General features: G+C 64.0%; 14 protein-coding genes and 2 pseudogenes. 1 reads left to right on the top strand and 15 read right to left on the bottom strand.

The window, feature by feature from the left end; genetic code table 11:
- Window positions 1–75 precede the first annotated feature (75 nt).
- Complete coding sequence (locus EN853_RS30425) at window positions 76–1041, top strand: alpha/beta hydrolase (RefSeq protein ID WP_127862701.1); 966 nt, start codon at window positions 76–78, stop codon at window positions 1039–1041.
- A 165-nt stretch (window positions 1042–1206) separates the two neighbouring features.
- Here the strand turns inward: EN853_RS30425 and EN853_RS30420 are convergent, their stop codons facing one another.
- The 15 genes and pseudogenes from EN853_RS30420 to EN853_RS30355 all read right to left on the bottom strand — a co-directional run.
- Window positions 1207–2466 (bottom strand): MFS transporter, encoded by a 1260-nt coding sequence (locus EN853_RS30420; protein WP_127862700.1) that lies wholly within the window; start codon window positions 2464–2466, stop codon window positions 1207–1209.
- 257 nt (window positions 2467–2723) lie between these two features.
- On the bottom strand, window positions 2724–5150 hold the full coding sequence (locus EN853_RS30415; RefSeq protein WP_127862699.1) for a heavy metal translocating P-type ATPase: 2427 nt from the start codon (window positions 5148–5150) through the stop codon (window positions 2724–2726).
- Window positions 5151–5205: 55 nt separating this feature from the next.
- Window positions 5206–5423 (bottom strand): annotated as a pseudogene (locus tag EN853_RS30410) (multicopper oxidase domain-containing protein); the annotation flags it as partial.
- 160 nt (window positions 5424–5583) lie between these two features.
- Entirely contained in the window at window positions 5584–6045 is a 462-nt protein-coding gene (locus tag EN853_RS30405) for a DUF305 domain-containing protein (protein WP_245517239.1), read from the bottom strand.
- Window positions 6046–6225: 180 nt separating this feature from the next.
- The gene (locus EN853_RS30400; protein ID WP_127862698.1) at window positions 6226–6615 is read right to left on the bottom strand and encodes a hypothetical protein; all 390 of its coding nucleotides are present in this window, start codon (window positions 6613–6615) and stop codon (window positions 6226–6228) included.
- An 82-nt stretch (window positions 6616–6697) separates the two neighbouring features.
- A complete protein-coding gene (arcC, locus tag EN853_RS30395) occupies window positions 6698–7633 on the bottom strand; it encodes a carbamate kinase (RefSeq protein ID WP_127862697.1) in 936 nt (311 codons plus the stop codon).
- A gap of 1 nt (window position 7634) precedes the next feature.
- A complete protein-coding gene (gene argF / locus EN853_RS30390; RefSeq protein WP_127862696.1) occupies window positions 7635–8636 on the bottom strand; it encodes an ornithine carbamoyltransferase in 1002 nt (333 codons plus the stop codon).
- 11 nt (window positions 8637–8647) lie between these two features.
- The gene (locus EN853_RS30385; protein ID WP_127862695.1) at window positions 8648–9862 is read right to left on the bottom strand and encodes an arginine deiminase; all 1215 of its coding nucleotides are present in this window, start codon (window positions 9860–9862) and stop codon (window positions 8648–8650) included.
- 11 nt (window positions 9863–9873) lie between these two features.
- The gene (locus EN853_RS34870; RefSeq protein ID WP_245517238.1) at window positions 9874–10200 is read right to left on the bottom strand and encodes a hypothetical protein; all 327 of its coding nucleotides are present in this window, start codon (window positions 10198–10200) and stop codon (window positions 9874–9876) included.
- The gene (locus EN853_RS30380; protein ID WP_245517237.1) at window positions 10155–11336 is read right to left on the bottom strand and encodes a basic amino acid/polyamine antiporter; all 1182 of its coding nucleotides are present in this window, start codon (window positions 11334–11336) and stop codon (window positions 10155–10157) included. Before EN853_RS30380 ends, EN853_RS34870 begins: the two co-directional genes overlap by 46 nt.
- Window positions 11337–11459: 123 nt before the next feature.
- Complete coding sequence (locus tag EN853_RS30375; RefSeq protein WP_127862694.1) at window positions 11460–12704, bottom strand: MgtC/SapB family protein; 1245 nt, start codon at window positions 12702–12704, stop codon at window positions 11460–11462.
- Between the two features lie 90 nt (window positions 12705–12794).
- Entirely contained in the window at window positions 12795–13244 is a 450-nt protein-coding gene (locus tag EN853_RS30370) for a pyridoxamine 5'-phosphate oxidase family protein (protein WP_127862693.1), read from the bottom strand.
- Between the two features lie 10 nt (window positions 13245–13254).
- Complete coding sequence (locus EN853_RS30365) at window positions 13255–13977, bottom strand: phosphoribosyltransferase family protein (RefSeq protein ID WP_127862692.1); 723 nt, start codon at window positions 13975–13977, stop codon at window positions 13255–13257.
- Between the two features lie 3 nt (window positions 13978–13980).
- Entirely contained in the window at window positions 13981–14349 is a 369-nt protein-coding gene (locus EN853_RS30360) for a DUF2267 domain-containing protein (RefSeq protein WP_245517236.1), read from the bottom strand.
- 141 nt (window positions 14350–14490) lie between these two features.
- Window positions 14491–14705, bottom strand: a pseudogene (locus EN853_RS30355) (5-aminolevulinate synthase); the annotation flags it as partial.

Raw genomic sequence — 14705 nt, 5'->3', positions numbered from 1 at the left:
CGCGGGTCACCGTGTTGCCGTCACATCCTGGAGGCGCGGGCCTTTTTTCGCTCGTCCCTTGGAGGAGCTTTCGCAATGAGCCGAATTGGCGGCTTCCTGCTGGTCATGCTTATCGCCATGGCGACCGCGGCCGGTGTGACTTTCCTGCTTTACAGGAACGAGCTTGGTCGGCTGCGTGACGCCGTCAGCCGAGGCAGTGTGGTCGCCAACCTCGACATCGGACCGATCGAATACGCCGACAGCGGCGCGGGCATTCCGCTGCTGTCGATCCACGGCGCCGGCGGCGGCTTTGACCAAGGCCTTGCCCTTGCCGCCGATCTTGCGGGTGGAGGCTTTCGGGTCATCGCGCCGTCGCGCTTCGGCTATCTGCGCACGCCCATTCCGCGAGACACCTCTCCAGCCGCGCAGGGCGACGCGCACGCGGCGTTGCTTTCCAGACTGAACGTTCCCAAGGCGGTGGTTGTCGGTGTTTCGGCGGGCGCTCGTTCAGCGGTCGAGCTGACGCTCCGGCACCCCGACAAGGTCGCCGCTCTCATTCTGGTCGTTCCAGCCCTTTATTCGCCCACCAGTCCGGTTGCGATCGACGTCAGCCGCGGCAACAAGTTCGCATTCTGGGCCGTCAGTGCTGGTGGCGATTTCGCCTGGTGGGCCGCAGAGAATATCGCACCGTCGATACTCATTCGCTTTCTCGGCGTTCGGCCAGTGCTGGTAGCGGCCGCACCCCAGGCCGAAAAGAGCCGCGTCATGAGCTTCGTCAGGAGCGTTGAACCGCTGTCGCTGCGCTTCCCCGGCATCAATATCGACAGCGCCCCGGAGTTGCATGAGCTGCCGCTGGAAGAAATCACTGCACCGACAATGATCGTCTCCGCGCGCGACGACCTGTTCAACACACTTCCGTCAGCCGAATTCGCAGCCGCCAGGATCCCCGGTGCCAAGCTGGTCGTCTACGATACCGGTGGGCATCTTTTGGTTGGACGGGAGCAGGAGGTTCGCACGGCAATCCGCACCTTTCTGGCCGGCGCAGGCCTGATTGTCCAATAGCCCGGGACAGGTACGCGACATCCGCCCGAGCAGCAGCCGCACTGATCGATTGCCGTCGCTCCGTCGAAGCAGCAGTCGCAAGGCAAGGATGCAACGAGCAGCTCAGCCATTGATCCACATCGATCGGACCGGCCGTGCGGCAAGACGGCTGCCCGGGCATGGGCATCAGGACTGACTGGACACCGCGCCGTCTTGCGCGTTCCCGTTACGCCCAAGGGTCGGCATCAGCCAACGGACCAGGCCGAGGCCAAGGAGCGCCAACGCGGTGAAGCCCGCGCCCGCCAGGAAAGTCATTCGCGGTCCGAAGAGATCCCACAGCGTGCCCGCCAGCAGGCTCGCGGCCAGCAGCGCGAGCCCGCACGACAGATTGAACATTCCGAAGGCCGTGCCGCGAAGCTCCGGCGGAGCCGTATCGGCGACGAGCGTTGCGAGAAGCCCCTGCGTGAGCCCGAGATGCAGGCCCCACAGGGCCACACCCAACGCCACGCCCGCCAGATTTGCGGGGAGCGCCAGCACGACGTCCGCTGCGATCAGGATCAGGAAGCCGAGAATAAGCATCGTCAGGCGATTGACGCGATCCGAGAGCACGCCCGCCGGATAGGCCGCGAGCGAGTAGACCACGTTCATGACCACGAGCACCAGTGGGACAAGGACGATCGGCAGCCCCATGCCCTGCGCGCGGAGGATGAGAAACGCTTCGCTGAACCTGGCCAATGTGAAAACGGTGGCGACGCAGACCACCAGCCAGAAGGGCAAACCCAGGCGTCCAAGCTCAGACAGGCTCAAGGGAGCACGCACTTCACGCAGGCCGGCGGGCCGGGCCGGCTCGTGGACGGCGGCGACCAGCAGCGCGACCGCCAGAAGGCCGGGAATGACCGCTACCCAGAACACGGTCCGAAACTGATTGGCGGTCAGCCACATCAGGCCAATCGCCAGGAGCGGCCCGACAAACGCGCCGACCGTGTCGAGCGCCTGGCGAAGCCCGAAACTTGCGCCGCGCGCATGGGCAGGGGCGATGTCCGCAACTAGGGCATCGCGCGGGGCACCGCGGATCCCCTTGCCGACACGGTCGACAAAGCGGGCCGCCACGAGCCAGCCGATCGAAGAGGCCAGCGGGAATACAGGCTTGGTCAGAGCGGCGAGGCCGTAGCCGATGACCGCCAACAGCTTGCGCTTTCCCAGCCAGTCCGACAGCGCGCCCGAAAAGACCTTGGTGATGGCGGCGGTCGCTTCGGCAATGCCCTCAATGGTGCCGACCGTCGCCATCGACGCTCCCATGGCAGTGACGAGATAGATCGGCAGCAAGGCGTGGATCATCTCCGATGAGACGTCCATCAGCAGCGAGACGAAGCCTAACGCCCAGATTCCCGCGGGGATGGTCCGCAGGCGGATGGAGGTGGATTCAACGGCCTCGAGCTGTTCCATGACCCCTTCGGCAGGTCGATATCGGTCCCGCTAGAGCGATTCATAGAATCGCCGAACCGCTCTAAGTATTTGTTTTTACGCAATTCCGGACGGAAAACCGTTACACACTTTTCCTGGAATTGCTCTAGCGTAGACAACCGGCGGCGGCGCTGTCCACCAGCATCGGCCGCGCGCGCCCTGTAAAAGGCCGGCGCATGGTGGGGCGCTCACGTGCTATCGCGACTACTCTGGATTGGGGCGAACCGGCAACGGGAGGCTCATGCCCGTGCGCCCGTCGGATGCCGATGGGCTGCTGCTTCGGCTGTCGATGTTACGCCAGGCCGGATGCCTTCCAGCCTGGTTCGCTTGAGCAGAAGAGCATTGATGGCCACCAGTGCGGAACTGCCCGACATCGCCAGTGCCGCCAGCTCGGGGCTGAGCAGGAAGGGGTAGAACACGCCTGCTGCGATTGGGAAGGCGATGAGATTGTATCCGACCGCCCACCACAGGTTCTGATGCATCTTGCGCAGCGTGGCGCGTGAGAGCGTCATCGCGCCGACCACGTCGTAGGGGTCGCTCTTCATCAGCACGATGTCGGCACTCTCGATGGCGACGTCGGTGCCTGCCCCGATCGCGAACCCGACATCGGCCTGCGTCAAGGCGGGTGCGTCGTTGACGCCGTCGCCGACCATCCCGACCTTGAGGCCTTGCCCTTGCAATTCCTTGATCTTTTCGGCCTTCTGCGCGGGCAGCACGTCCGCCAGAACGATATCGATGCCGAGTGTGTCGGCGATGCGCTTTGCAGTGCCGGCATTGTCACCGGTCAGCATGGCCACCCGAACACCCTGGTCATGCAGCTTGGCAATTGTGGCGACCGCCGTGGGGCGCGGCGTGTCGGCGATCGCGATCAGCCCGAGCAACCTGCCGGACCGCGCCACATGAATGACGGTGCGGCCTTCTCCCTTCAGCGCCTCCGTTTTCTCGCCGAGTGCCAGAAGATCGATCTGCTGCTCGTCCATGAGGCGCCGGTTGCCGAGGAAGATCGCCGCCCCGCCGATGGTGGCACTGGCACCCTTGCCTTCGATATTCAAGAAGCCCGAAATCCTGGGAAGCTTCGGGTCTCCGGCTCGCTCGACGATGGCTTGGGCCAGTGGGTGATCCGAGCCTTGATCCACGGCCGCCGCGACTTGCAGGACCTCGTCGGCCGAAACGCCGGTGGCCGGGACGATCTCGACCACTTTGGGCTGTCCCATGGTGAGCGTGCCGGTCTTGTCGAAGACGATCACGTCGAGCTTTGTCGCCTCCTCGAGGGCGGCCGCATTCTTGAAGAGGATGCCGTTCGAAGCGCCAAGGCCGGCGCCGACCATGACGGCCATCGGCGTGGCGAGGCCCAGCGCGTCGGGACAGGCGATGACAAAGACGGTTATGGTCAACGTCATCGCGAACAGCAGGGGCTGGCCGAGCCACCAGAACCACACGGCAAAGGTCGCAAGCCCGATAACGATGGCGGCAAGCACCAGCCACTGCGAGGCGCGGTCAGCGAGCAACTGCGCCGGCGCCTTGGAATTCTGCGCCTCCTGGACCAGCTTGACGATCTGGGCAAGAGCGGTGTCGGCGCCAACCTTGGTGGAGCGATAGCGCAGTGTGCCGCTCTTGTTGATCGTCGCTCCGATGACCTTGTCCCCGACCTTCTTCGTCACCGGCATCGACTCGCCCGTCAGCATCGATTCATCGATGGTCGATGTGCCCTCGATCACTTCGCCGTCGACAGGCAGCTTGTTGCCAGGCCGCAGGACTACGATGTCGCCGAGCACGACGTCCGCGGTCGCAATGTCGATCTCCTTGCCGCCACGGAGAACGGCGGCCCTCGGCGGGGCGAGGTCGAGCAGGGCCCTGATCGCGGCCGATGCTCCGGCGCGGGCGCGCATCTCCAGCCAGTGACCGAGCAGGATGAACACGAGCAGCACGCTTGCCGCCTCATAGAATTGCTGCCCCTTGAAGAAGAAGGTCGCACCAACGCTGAACAGATAGCCGGTGCCTACGCTCAGCACCACCAGCACGGCCATGTTGAGCACGCCGTTGCGCAAGGCCCGCCAGGCGGCGACCAGAAACGGCCAGACCGGATAGAGGATCGCGGCGCTGGCGAGGAAGAACATCGCCAGATCCTCGCTCATCCCGAAAGGCGGACGCAGCCAGGGCTCGCCCAGACCCATCGGCTCCATGGCAAAGATCGGCAGCGCGAAAACCAGGCTGATGAAGAACCGGTTGCGCAGGTCCTTGACCATGCCCTGCATGTCCATGCCGGCGCCGTGCCCCATCTCATGGGCCATGGCGTCGTGCGGCGCCTTGGCCACCGCCGCCCGTTGCCCTGCCTCGCCGCGCTGCGCGCTGGCGGCGCGCCCCGCATGATCATGTCCGGCATGCACGAAGGTCGCGTGCGAGTGTCCCGACGGAATCGCAGTGCTGTCGGGAACGCACAGATGTCGGGGGACAGTCTCGCCACGGCAATGGAAGCCGCAGGCCTCGACTTCCTCGGCAAGCGTCTCGGGGTTCGTTCGCACTTCGTCGAATTCGACGGTCGCGGTTGTCGATCCTGCGTTCATCGCAACACCGGCGACCCCCGGCAGAGCCGAAAGACGTTTTTCGACCGCCGCAAAATCCATGATGCCGACAAGGTCGCGCACCTCCAGATTGATCTTTTTCATCATTGCTCTCCGTGCAGCAGTTCGTGACGGCATCCGCGCCAACTGCTGCTGTGTCTCAGGTTCGATAGGCAAAGGTCGACATCATGCCGCGCGCCATGTGGTAGAGATGGTGACAATGGAATGCCCATTGGCCGGGGCGTCTACTGCAGTGGTGACCGAGCGCATCGGCGGCACCAGCACCGTGTCGCGAACGGCATCCTGGAAGCGCTGCCCGTCAATCGCGACCACCTGGAAATGGTGGCCGTGAAGATGCATAGGGTGGCGAAGGCCAGAGCACAGAACATGCTCATCAGGGCCGGTGTCACGCCCAGCGCAATGCCGACGGAGAGGATGCTGAGTTTGCCATTGGTTCCTCCCGTCATTTCGCGTGTTGCTTGAGCCATTCCTGCATGGCGGCGATTTCGGCTTGCTGAGCCGCGATGATCTGGTTGGCCTAGACCTTGACCTGATCGTCCTTGCCGAATTGCAGAACCGCACGGGCCATATCGATCGCGCCCTGATGGTGCGGGATCATCGCCTTGACGAAAGCGACATCGGGATCGGCGGCCTGGATGCCCTGCATCATCGGACCGTCCATCTGCTTCATCGCCTGCATGTAGCTTCTGGAGGCCTCGGACATGCTGGTCATGTCCATCGGCATGGCGTTCATCATGCCGCCCTGGCCACCCTGCATCATACCGCCCTGCATCATGCCGCCTTGCATCATGCCGCCCTGCATCATCTGCTGCATCATGGGCATCATTTGCTGCATCATCGGCATCATCTTTTGCATCGTGGACATCATTGCCGTGCACTGCCCGGGCGCGGCTTGCGGGGTCTCGGTCGCAGGATGGTGAGTATCTGTCTGGGCAAAAGCTGCGCCCGACAGGGTTACGCATGCGGCAAGCGTGATCAATTGAAGGTGGGTTTTCATGTCTGTTTCCTCGTCGTTGATGTGGGACGGCCAAGCGAACTCTGAATGTTGCGCGAAGGCAGCCGGCCGTGGCCGGTTTGGTTTCCGCGGATTGTTCGCGCATTACGGAACCTCGAGGCGCACTGCTGGGTTCAACGATCCAAGGACCGCGACAGCGCGATATCAGGCGAGGATTTGGGGAGGTTGCAGGAGGGCCTCGGGATCGATGCCGGTCGCCAGGATAGCTTTGCCCGCCGTCACGCAGACGGTATCGGGGGCGCCAAAGGGAATTCTACATTCGACGGCGACGAGGCTCGTGGAACAGCATCCGGAGCCGGTCGAGTGCACGCAGCCAATGCTGCAATCACGCTGGCAACCGCTGTCGTGGCTGCGCCAGTCTGTCATGACGACATCGCCCGCCACCTGGTGTGGGCTGCCCAGAGAGGGGATCGGATCGATGGCACAGCTGACGTTGGCGCCCGCACCCGGGGATTGGCCGGCGAAGACAGCCCCCGCAGCAACGCTCGCCGCGATCAAAACGATCACGGAGAACAGGATACGAAGCTTGGCCAATCCGATTTCCATTTTTCCAGCATGGCATAGCCGCGAAGCACCGCCTTGACGCAAATCAATGCCTCGCTCCTGCGGGAGTTGCCTATCCGCCCGCCGAGCCGGCTGGCGAGTTGCCAGAATCGAACCAGGTACCGCGCTCGCCCTTGACGATTGCCAGGGCATCGTCGAGCCTGCCGATCGCGGCAGGCTTGCCTGTCGCTTCGGCGAACTCGATCGCGGCACTGACCTTCGGTCCCATGGACCCGGCCGGGAAATTCCGCCCCGATATCTCTGTCGCGGTAACGCGCCGGAGTGCATGGGCGTTGGGGGTGCCGTAGCCGGTATAGACTGCATCAACATCCGTCAGCATGAGCAGCATGTCGGCCTTCAATTGGCGCGCAAGCAGCGAGCTGGCCAGATCCTTGTCGATGACCGCTTCGACACCGCAAAGGCTGCCGTCAGCGCCCTCCACAACCGGAACGCCGCCGCCTCCCGTGCAAATGACGACAACCTCCCGCTCGATGAGGAACGAGATCACAGGGGCCTCCAGGATCTCGAGTGGCCTGGGGGAGGGCACGACACGGCGCCATTTGTCGCCATCGGGCGCGATCTGCCAGCCGCGCTCGCCGGCAAGCCGGCGGGCCATCGCTTCGTCGTAGACCGGTCCTATCGGTTTCGTGGGGTGCGTGAAGGCTGGGTCGCGATGATCCACTTTCACCTGCGTCAGCAACGTTGCGAATAGCCTGTCCCTGAGGAGGTTGCCGAGCTCCTGTTCGATCACATAGCCGATCATGCCGGCACTCTCTGCGCCCAGCACATCCAATGGAAAAGCCCCGTGGTCGGGATTGGCGGCAGCCTGGAGCGCCAGCAAGCCCACCTGAGGGCCGTTGCCGTGGGTGATTACGACCGAGTGTCCTTCGCCGATCAATGCCGCCAGCACCGATGCGGCACGCTTCACGTTGCCGCGCTGGTTCTCGGCCGTCATGGGCTCACCGCGCCGCAACAGCGCGTTGCCGCCGAGTGCCGCGACGATCAGCATCTCAGTTGCCGATGGTGGCGACAAGCAGCGCCTTGATCGTATGCATCCGGTTCTCCGCCTGGTCGAAGACGATCGAGGCGCCGGACTCGAACACTTCGTCGGAGACTTCCATGCAGTCGATCCCGAATTCGCGTGCGACGTAGGCGCCGACTTCGGTGTCGGTGTCATGGAATGCCGGCAGGCAATGCATGAATTTCACATGTGGATTGCCGCTGGCCGCCATCACCTCGCTCGTCACCCGATAGGGCGTCAGAAGACGAATTCGCTCCGGCCAGCCCGACTTGTCCTCGCCCATGGAGAGCCAGACGTCGGTGTAAATGAAATCGGCGTCCTGGACGCAGCCCTTCACGTCCTCGTCCAACCTGAAGCGGCCGCCACTGCGTTGCGCCAGGGTCCCCACATGGGCACAGAATTCCTCGTCCGGCCAAAGCTGTCTCGGTGAGGCAATGCGAATGTCCATGCCGACCTTGGCGGCGCCCACGGCGAGGGATTGGGCGACATTGTCCCGTCCCTCGCCGACGAAAGCGACGGTCATGTCGGACAGATGCTTGTGCGTGAATTCGCGCATGGTCATGAAATCGGCGAGGATCTGCGTCGGATGCGCCTCGTCCGTCAGGCCGTTGTAGACGGGCACGCCGGCGTGGGCGGCAAGCAGCTCGGCCTGATGCTGCGCAAAGCCGCGATATTCGATGGCGTCATACATCCGGCCGAGCACGCGCGCGGTGTCCTTCATGGACTCCTTGTGTCCAATGTGGCTGCCGGTGGGACCGAAATAGGTGACGTGGGCGCCCTGGTCGTAGGCGGCCACTTCGAACCCGGTTCGCGTGCGCGTGGAGTCCTTTTCGAAGATGAGGGCGATGTTCTTGCGGACGAGGCGCGGTATCTCGTGCCCAGCCTGCTTGGCCGCCTTGAGGTCGACGGCCAGCTTCAGGAGGAAGCGGATCTCGTCGGCCGAGAGGTCATCCAGCGAAAGCACCGAGCGGCCATGCAGGTTGATCGACATTTTGGGTCCTTTCAGAGCGGTTCGCGAGCGATGGGGCAGGTCATGCAATGGCCGCCGCCGCGGCCGCGGCTGAGCTCAGCGCCCTCGACGGTGATCACCTCAACCCCCGCCCGGCGCAGAAGCGTGTTGGTATAGACGTTGCGGTCGTAGCCGATGACGACACCCGGCTCGACCGCGACGACATTGTTGCCGTCGTCCCACTGCTCGCGCTCGGCCTCGTAGCGGTCGCCGCCGGTGGCGATGATCCGCAGCGATTTCAGTCCGAGGGCCTCGGCGACGACCGCGGTGAAGGGGGCATCCTCTTCCCTGACCTCGACCGCCGCATCGCCGTCTCCGGGCCGGATCGAAAAGCTGCGCAGCCGTTCGACTACGGGCGGATACATGGTGGCAAGGTCCCGGTCGCAGAAGGTGAAGACGGTGTCGAGATGCATGAAGGAGCGATCGCGCGGCATCAGCGCCGCGATCACGCGTGTGGCCTCTCCGGCCGCGAACAGGCTTCGGGCAAGATCGCCGACCGCCTGCGGCGTGGTGCGTTCGCCCATGCCGACGAGAACGACGCCGCCGCCGACCGGCATGACGTCGCCGCCCTCCAGGCTGACGCCTGTTCCGGCCGCCGGAGATACGAATGCGATGCCGCTGTCGCGGAACCGCGGGTGAAAGCGGTAGACAGCCTCGACATTGGCCGCTTCCGGCCGCCTGGCGGGCCAATACATGGAGTTGACTGAGACGGAGCGGTAGATCCAGCAGGAACTGTCGCGGGTGAACAGCTGGTTCGGCAGCGGCGGCAGCACAAAGTCCTGCGGCGCAAGCGTCCTTCCGGTCAGTCCCCTGGGTTCGAACGGAAGTTCGGCACGAGCAATGCCGCCGACGAGACAGCTTGCCAGCAGCTCGGCTGGCATCTCGTTCAGCCAGCCTCGCATCTCATTGACCATATCCAGCCCAACGACGCCGGCATGCACGCGGCGATCAAGAAGCCAGGCGCGCGCCTCGCCAATGGCCATGGTCTCAGCAAGGAGCTCGCCGAACAGGTGAACCGCCACGCCGCGTTCGCGCAAGGCATCGACGAAGATGTCGTGTTCCTGGCGCGCCCGCTTCACCCACAGCACGTCATCGAACAGCAGCGCCTTGCAATTCTCCGGCGTCAGCCTGCGCAGGCTGAGATCCGGTCTGTGGACCATCACCTCGCGCAGGCGACCGACTTCCGAATGGACACCCAGATCTGTCATGGGACGAACTCTCAAAGCGGGCTGACGGCGCCGGTCCACATCTCGTAGACGGCGAGCATTGCGGCTGCGACGAGCGCGGCTGCGATGACGGCTTCAACCGGATGGAAGATGCGCTGATTGCCCTCGCGGCGGGCCCAGACATAGAAGATGATGCCCGGCGCGTAGAGGATGGCACACATGAACAGATACGCGGGTCCCGCCGCATAGACGAGCCAGAGCCCATAGATCGTCGCCAACACACCGGCGAAGAGAGGTCCGGCGCGCTGCTCGCCGCTCTCATAACTTTCCCCGGTCAGGGCCAGCTTGGCGGCAAAGGCTCCGGAAAAAATGTATGGCACGAGGATAGCGGCCGAGGCGATGTAGAAGAGCGCCTGGTGCTCTGCGCGAACAGCGTGACCACCAGAAAGGCCTGGACGAGAAGGTTGGTGATGAGCAGCGACGTCGAGGGAACGCCGCGGTCGCTTTCCCGGCCGAAGAATTTCGGCATGGTCCCGTCCTTGCCGGCGACATGCGGAATCTCCGCCGCAAGCAGCGTCCAGCTCAGGAAGGCGCCGACGACCGAGACGACGAGCGCAAGGTTGATGAGCACGGCGCCCCACGGCCCGACAACCGCCTCCAGCACGCCCGCCATCGATGGGTTCTTCAGGGCGGCAAGGTCGGGCTGGCTCAGAATGCCGAGCGAAAGCAGCGAGACCAGCGCATAGAGCGCGAGGCATGTGAAGAAGCCGAGCACCGTCGCGGTCGCGATGTCCTTGCGGCGCTCAGCCCGGGCGGAGAATACGCTGGCGCCTTCGATGCCGATAAAGACCCACAGCGTCACCAGCATCGTGCTCCTGACCTGAGCGGCGACGGAACCGAGCGAGGCGTTGCCGAGCCCGCTGAAGTCGAGTGTCCAGACGTTGAGCTTGAAGGCGACGGCGACGACGCCGACGAAAAGGACGACCGGGGCGATCTTGGCCGCGGTCACGATGGTGTTGACGATCGCGGCCTGGCAAATGCCTGCAAGAACCAGGAAGTGGATGATCCACAACAGGATCGATGCGCCGAGCACGGCCTGCCACGTATTCCCGTCACCGAAAGCGGGGAAGAAGTAGGACAGCGCGCTGAAGACGATCACCGCGTAGGAAACGTTGCCGACCCATGCGCTGATCCAATAGCCCCAGGCGCTGTTGAACCCGACGAAGGGTCCGAACCCCGCCTTGGCATAGGCATAGGGACCAGCATCGAGCTCGGGCCGGCGCACCGCCAGCGACTGGTAGACGAATACCAGCGCGAGCATGCCTAGGGCCGTGATTGCCCAACCGATCAAGACCGCAAGCGGACCGGCGCCGGCGGCCATGTTCTGGGGCAGGCTGAACACGCCTGAGCCCACCATCGAACCGATCACGAGCTCCGTCAGCGATCCCAGTTTCAGCTTCGTCGATGCCGTGGTCGCGGCTTCCCGGATTGGGATGTTGACCTCTGTTGTGGACATGATGCCCTCCGAATTGCGAATGGTAGGAGGATTCAACAGGAAACAGGCCCGGCAGCTTTGACGCCGGTCAAAATCTGGCCCTGGCGCCGCCTGCTGCGTTGAGACAGGGGGCCATAATGATCCCTACAGGAGTTGGATGGCGCTGTAGCCCGCCGCCGCGGCGATCAAAGTGGTGCCGGCCAGGGGCAGCCAGAATCTCACCGGACCTGCAAATACCGCCAGGGAAAGGCGTCCGATCGCGTTGGCCATCAGCGCCGCCAGCACCGCACGTCCTACCGTTTCGATCGAGATCGAATGTGTGATCAGGCGCAGAGCGCTGAGCACCGAAGCATCGACATCGAACAAACCGGCGATCGCCGAACTTGCCAGCAGCCCCCGTTCTTCGAATTGCGAAGCCAATGCGGCGCTCGCGGTCGAGGCGAATGCGAAGAGCAGGGCGAAGATGAGCAGCGGCCCCACATCGAACGGGTTGCGCGCGACGGGCGATTTCTGCGGTTTCTGGCTGTGGCCTGCCAATGCGACTGTTCCGCAGATGCCGAATGCCAGCGCGGCGGCGAGAGCGGGTGCGGCGATGAACGTCGCCACGCTCGGCGCCAGGGCGAGGACCACGAGGCAGACACGCAAGATCGAAACCATCGCCGCCAGCGAAGCCGCGCCCGCAAAAGACAAGGGATTGCTCGCCGCCTTGGCGGTGCGAGCCAGCGACAAGGTGACAGCGGTGGACGAGACCACCGCCCCGGCAAGCGCGCTGACAAGCAAGCCACGGGCATTTCCCAGCACGCGGACGGCGATGTAACCGGCGAACGAAATCGACGCCATCAGCACCGTCAGGAACCAGATCTCCCATGGGTTGAAGCCTTCCCAGGGATCCAACGTGCGGTCCGGCAGCAGGGGTAGCACGATCGCTGTCATCGCCGCCAAGACCAACGCAGAGCGGAGTTCGATCCAGGTCAGGCGCTGCAGGAGCCCATGCAACACCTCGCGGCTTGCAAGCAGCGCGACAAGGGCTGCGCCCCCGGCGCCGGCAACCCGGAAATCGCCGGCCACACAGAGCGCGCCGAGCGCAAAGACGGCGAGGCCAGCAATGACGGTCGTGACGCTGAAATCCTCATCATGCGCGGCCTCACGCGCCTTGTACCAGGCAAGAATAGCTGCGAAGGCGAGGAAGCCGGCGACCAGCACCGAGCTCGCGGCAAGGGCTTCGGCCAGTGCCGCAACGATGCCGCCGAGAAGGCCCGAGATAGCGAATGTCCGGATGCCTGCCGTGCGGCTGCGATCGGGCGCGTCACGCTCTCGCCAGCCGCGTTCCAAGCCAACGAGCAGTCCTATCGCCAAGGCGATCCCAAGTCGCGCTATGAGCGGGTCCATGGCAGTTGCCCTTAGATGGGCTGCATATGCAGCCAACCACTTCGACCCGTGGTCAGCTTTGCGCAGCTTCCGCCGCCCAGGCTCGCCATATCAGCTTTCTATCGCCTCGCGGCCCGAGACTTCCGCGATGGAGATCCTGTAGAAGACGTGGGGAAGATGCTCCGCGTCGAGGTATGTGTCCGGCTTGAGCGCGCCTGGCTCCCACCAGTCGGCGTGCTTGCTCAAGACGGACCACGCGTGATCGCACTGCACCTTGTGTCCGATCCGGTCGGGAAGTTCCTCATAGCGGCCGTTGACGATCACGCTTCTCCAACCTCGCCCGGTGCCGCGTTCCTCGACCTGCACGGACACGAGCGGATTGGAGCGCATCCAGTCGATCTTCTTGCCCGGCATGGAAAAGGCATAAAGGTGATTGTCGGCGTGCGCGAAGTAGAACGGGACGACGTAAGGTTGCCCGTCCTTCGCGCAGGCCAGATGTCCGAAGCGATTGGCCGTCAGTATTTTTGTGCACTCCAGAGCGGAAAGTGTGCGGATCTGCATCGGTGACCTCCTAGCTGCCGGCTATAGGCCGCGACTTGTTTGCGGCGTGCGCGGCGGACCGCCTTCTGTCGTTGGCTTTGTGGCCACTCCCTTGCGCCTGGGCGGCGAGAGCCATGATGTCGAGGACCTCACCGTCGGAGACTTGCGGAAATTTGGCGTAATAATAACTGAGCGCGCGGAAGCGGGCAGGCTGACTGGGGCAGATGAGCAAGTCCGCTTCCTGCGCAAGTTCGGTTGCGGTGTCCGCAGGCGCGACCGGAACTGCGACAACGACCTTGCGAGGCGAGCGCCGCTTCAGCGCGCGGATGGCAACCTTCATCGTTGTTCCGGTGGCAGCCCCGTCGTCGACGACAATCACCGTTTTGCCGTCAACCGACAAGGGCGCGTGCCCGCCGCGGTATGCGGTGCGACGGCGCTCCAGCTCAGGGCGCTCCCTTGCGATCAAGACGCGAAGCTCGTCATCGCCGAGAGAATAGGCTTCCACGATCTCCCGGTTGAGCACGACGTCCGCAGGGTCTCCGTCCACGATAGCGGCCACAGCCAGTTCCGGATTGCCGGGTGCTCCGACCTTGCGGACGAGGATCAGATCCAGCGGCGCCTTGAGGACCTTGGCCACCTCGGAGGCGACGGGAACGCCACCTCGTGGCAGAGCCAGAACGACCGGATCCTGCAAGGTGAGTTTGGCGAGCTCGAGCGCGAGTCTCTGTCCAGCCTCCTGGCGGTCGCGAAACATCGGTCATCCCTCCGGCCATAGTTGACGCAGGGATTTCTTCATCGAGTTGCGGACCTGGACGATCTCGCCATGGGAGATGTGTCGGTCGAGAAGCTTGAACACCGCTCCGATGGCCTTGTCGATGTCGATCTCCGGCTCGTAGCCAAAGCTGTCCCGGACGCAGATGACGAAGTCGCGCTTCTTGCGCTCCCATGCCGGTTCGGCCGGGTTCCACCCTTCGAAGTAGATGCCTCTGACCAGCGTTGGCAACTGGGCCGACAGATCGGCCATTTCCTCAGGCGACAGCCAATCGCGCAGGGCATGCAGGACCGATTTCAACAAACGGAATGCGCTCTGTTCGTTCCAGTCCAGATCCCTGGCGAGTTCGTTCACCCATTGCTGCGCCTGCTCGGCGGCATGTGTGATGGAAGCGTGTGAAACAGAGTGTGTCATCGTTCTGGTCCTTGAACCTGTTTTCTTCTCCCTCTTCTCAGGCCCGCGCATTGCGCCGGATCAAGTTTTGCGCCTTTGATTTCAACCGCCTGACTGGTTCACCAGCAACGGAATGATGCGGTCGCTCTTGGCGACGGCGGGACGGCCGGAGGTGGCATAGGGAATGCCGAGGGCGTCCCAGGTCTCGACCAGCGCGTCCTGCAGCTCGGCGATCAGTGCGTCCGAATGGAAGGGCGTCGGCGTGATGCGCAGCCGCTCGGTGCCGCGCGGCACCGTCGGATAGTTGATCGGCTGGA

Source organism: Mesorhizobium sp. M1C.F.Ca.ET.210.01.1.1 (genome assembly GCF_004791585.1).
In the GTDB taxonomy this organism is placed as follows: domain Bacteria; phylum Pseudomonadota; class Alphaproteobacteria; order Rhizobiales; family Rhizobiaceae; genus Mesorhizobium.
This window is presented reverse-complemented; position numbering and strand designations above follow the sequence as displayed.

Excerpts from the sequence above, each read along its gene's own strand:
- arcC (WP_127862697.1), bottom strand. The coding sequence starts at position 7,633 with ATGCTGATCGTCGCGGCACTCGGCGGCAACGCGCTGTTGCGGCGCGGT.
- argF (WP_127862696.1), bottom strand. The coding sequence starts at position 8,636 with ATGTCGATCAACCTGCATGGCCGCTCGGTGCTTTCGCTGGATGACCTC.
- EN853_RS30380 (WP_245517237.1), bottom strand. The coding sequence starts at position 11,336 with ATGTCCACAACAGAGGTCAACATCCCAATCCGGGAAGCCGCGACCACG.
- EN853_RS30370 (WP_127862693.1), bottom strand. The coding sequence starts at position 13,244 with ATGCAGATCCGCACACTTTCCGCTCTGGAGTGCACAAAAATACTGACG.
- EN853_RS30425 (WP_127862701.1), top strand. The coding sequence starts at position 76 with ATGAGCCGAATTGGCGGCTTCCTGCTGGTCATGCTTATCGCCATGGCG.
- EN853_RS30375 (WP_127862694.1), bottom strand. The coding sequence starts at position 12,704 with ATGGACCCGCTCATAGCGCGACTTGGGATCGCCTTGGCGATAGGACTG.
- EN853_RS30415 (WP_127862699.1), bottom strand. The coding sequence starts at position 5,150 with ATGAAAAAGATCAATCTGGAGGTGCGCGACCTTGTCGGCATCATGGAT.
- EN853_RS30385 (WP_127862695.1), bottom strand. The coding sequence starts at position 9,862 with ATGACAGATCTGGGTGTCCATTCGGAAGTCGGTCGCCTGCGCGAGGTG.
- EN853_RS30365 (WP_127862692.1), bottom strand. The coding sequence starts at position 13,977 with ATGTTTCGCGACCGCCAGGAGGCTGGACAGAGACTCGCGCTCGAGCTC.
- EN853_RS30420 (WP_127862700.1), bottom strand. The coding sequence starts at position 2,466 with ATGGAACAGCTCGAGGCCGTTGAATCCACCTCCATCCGCCTGCGGACC.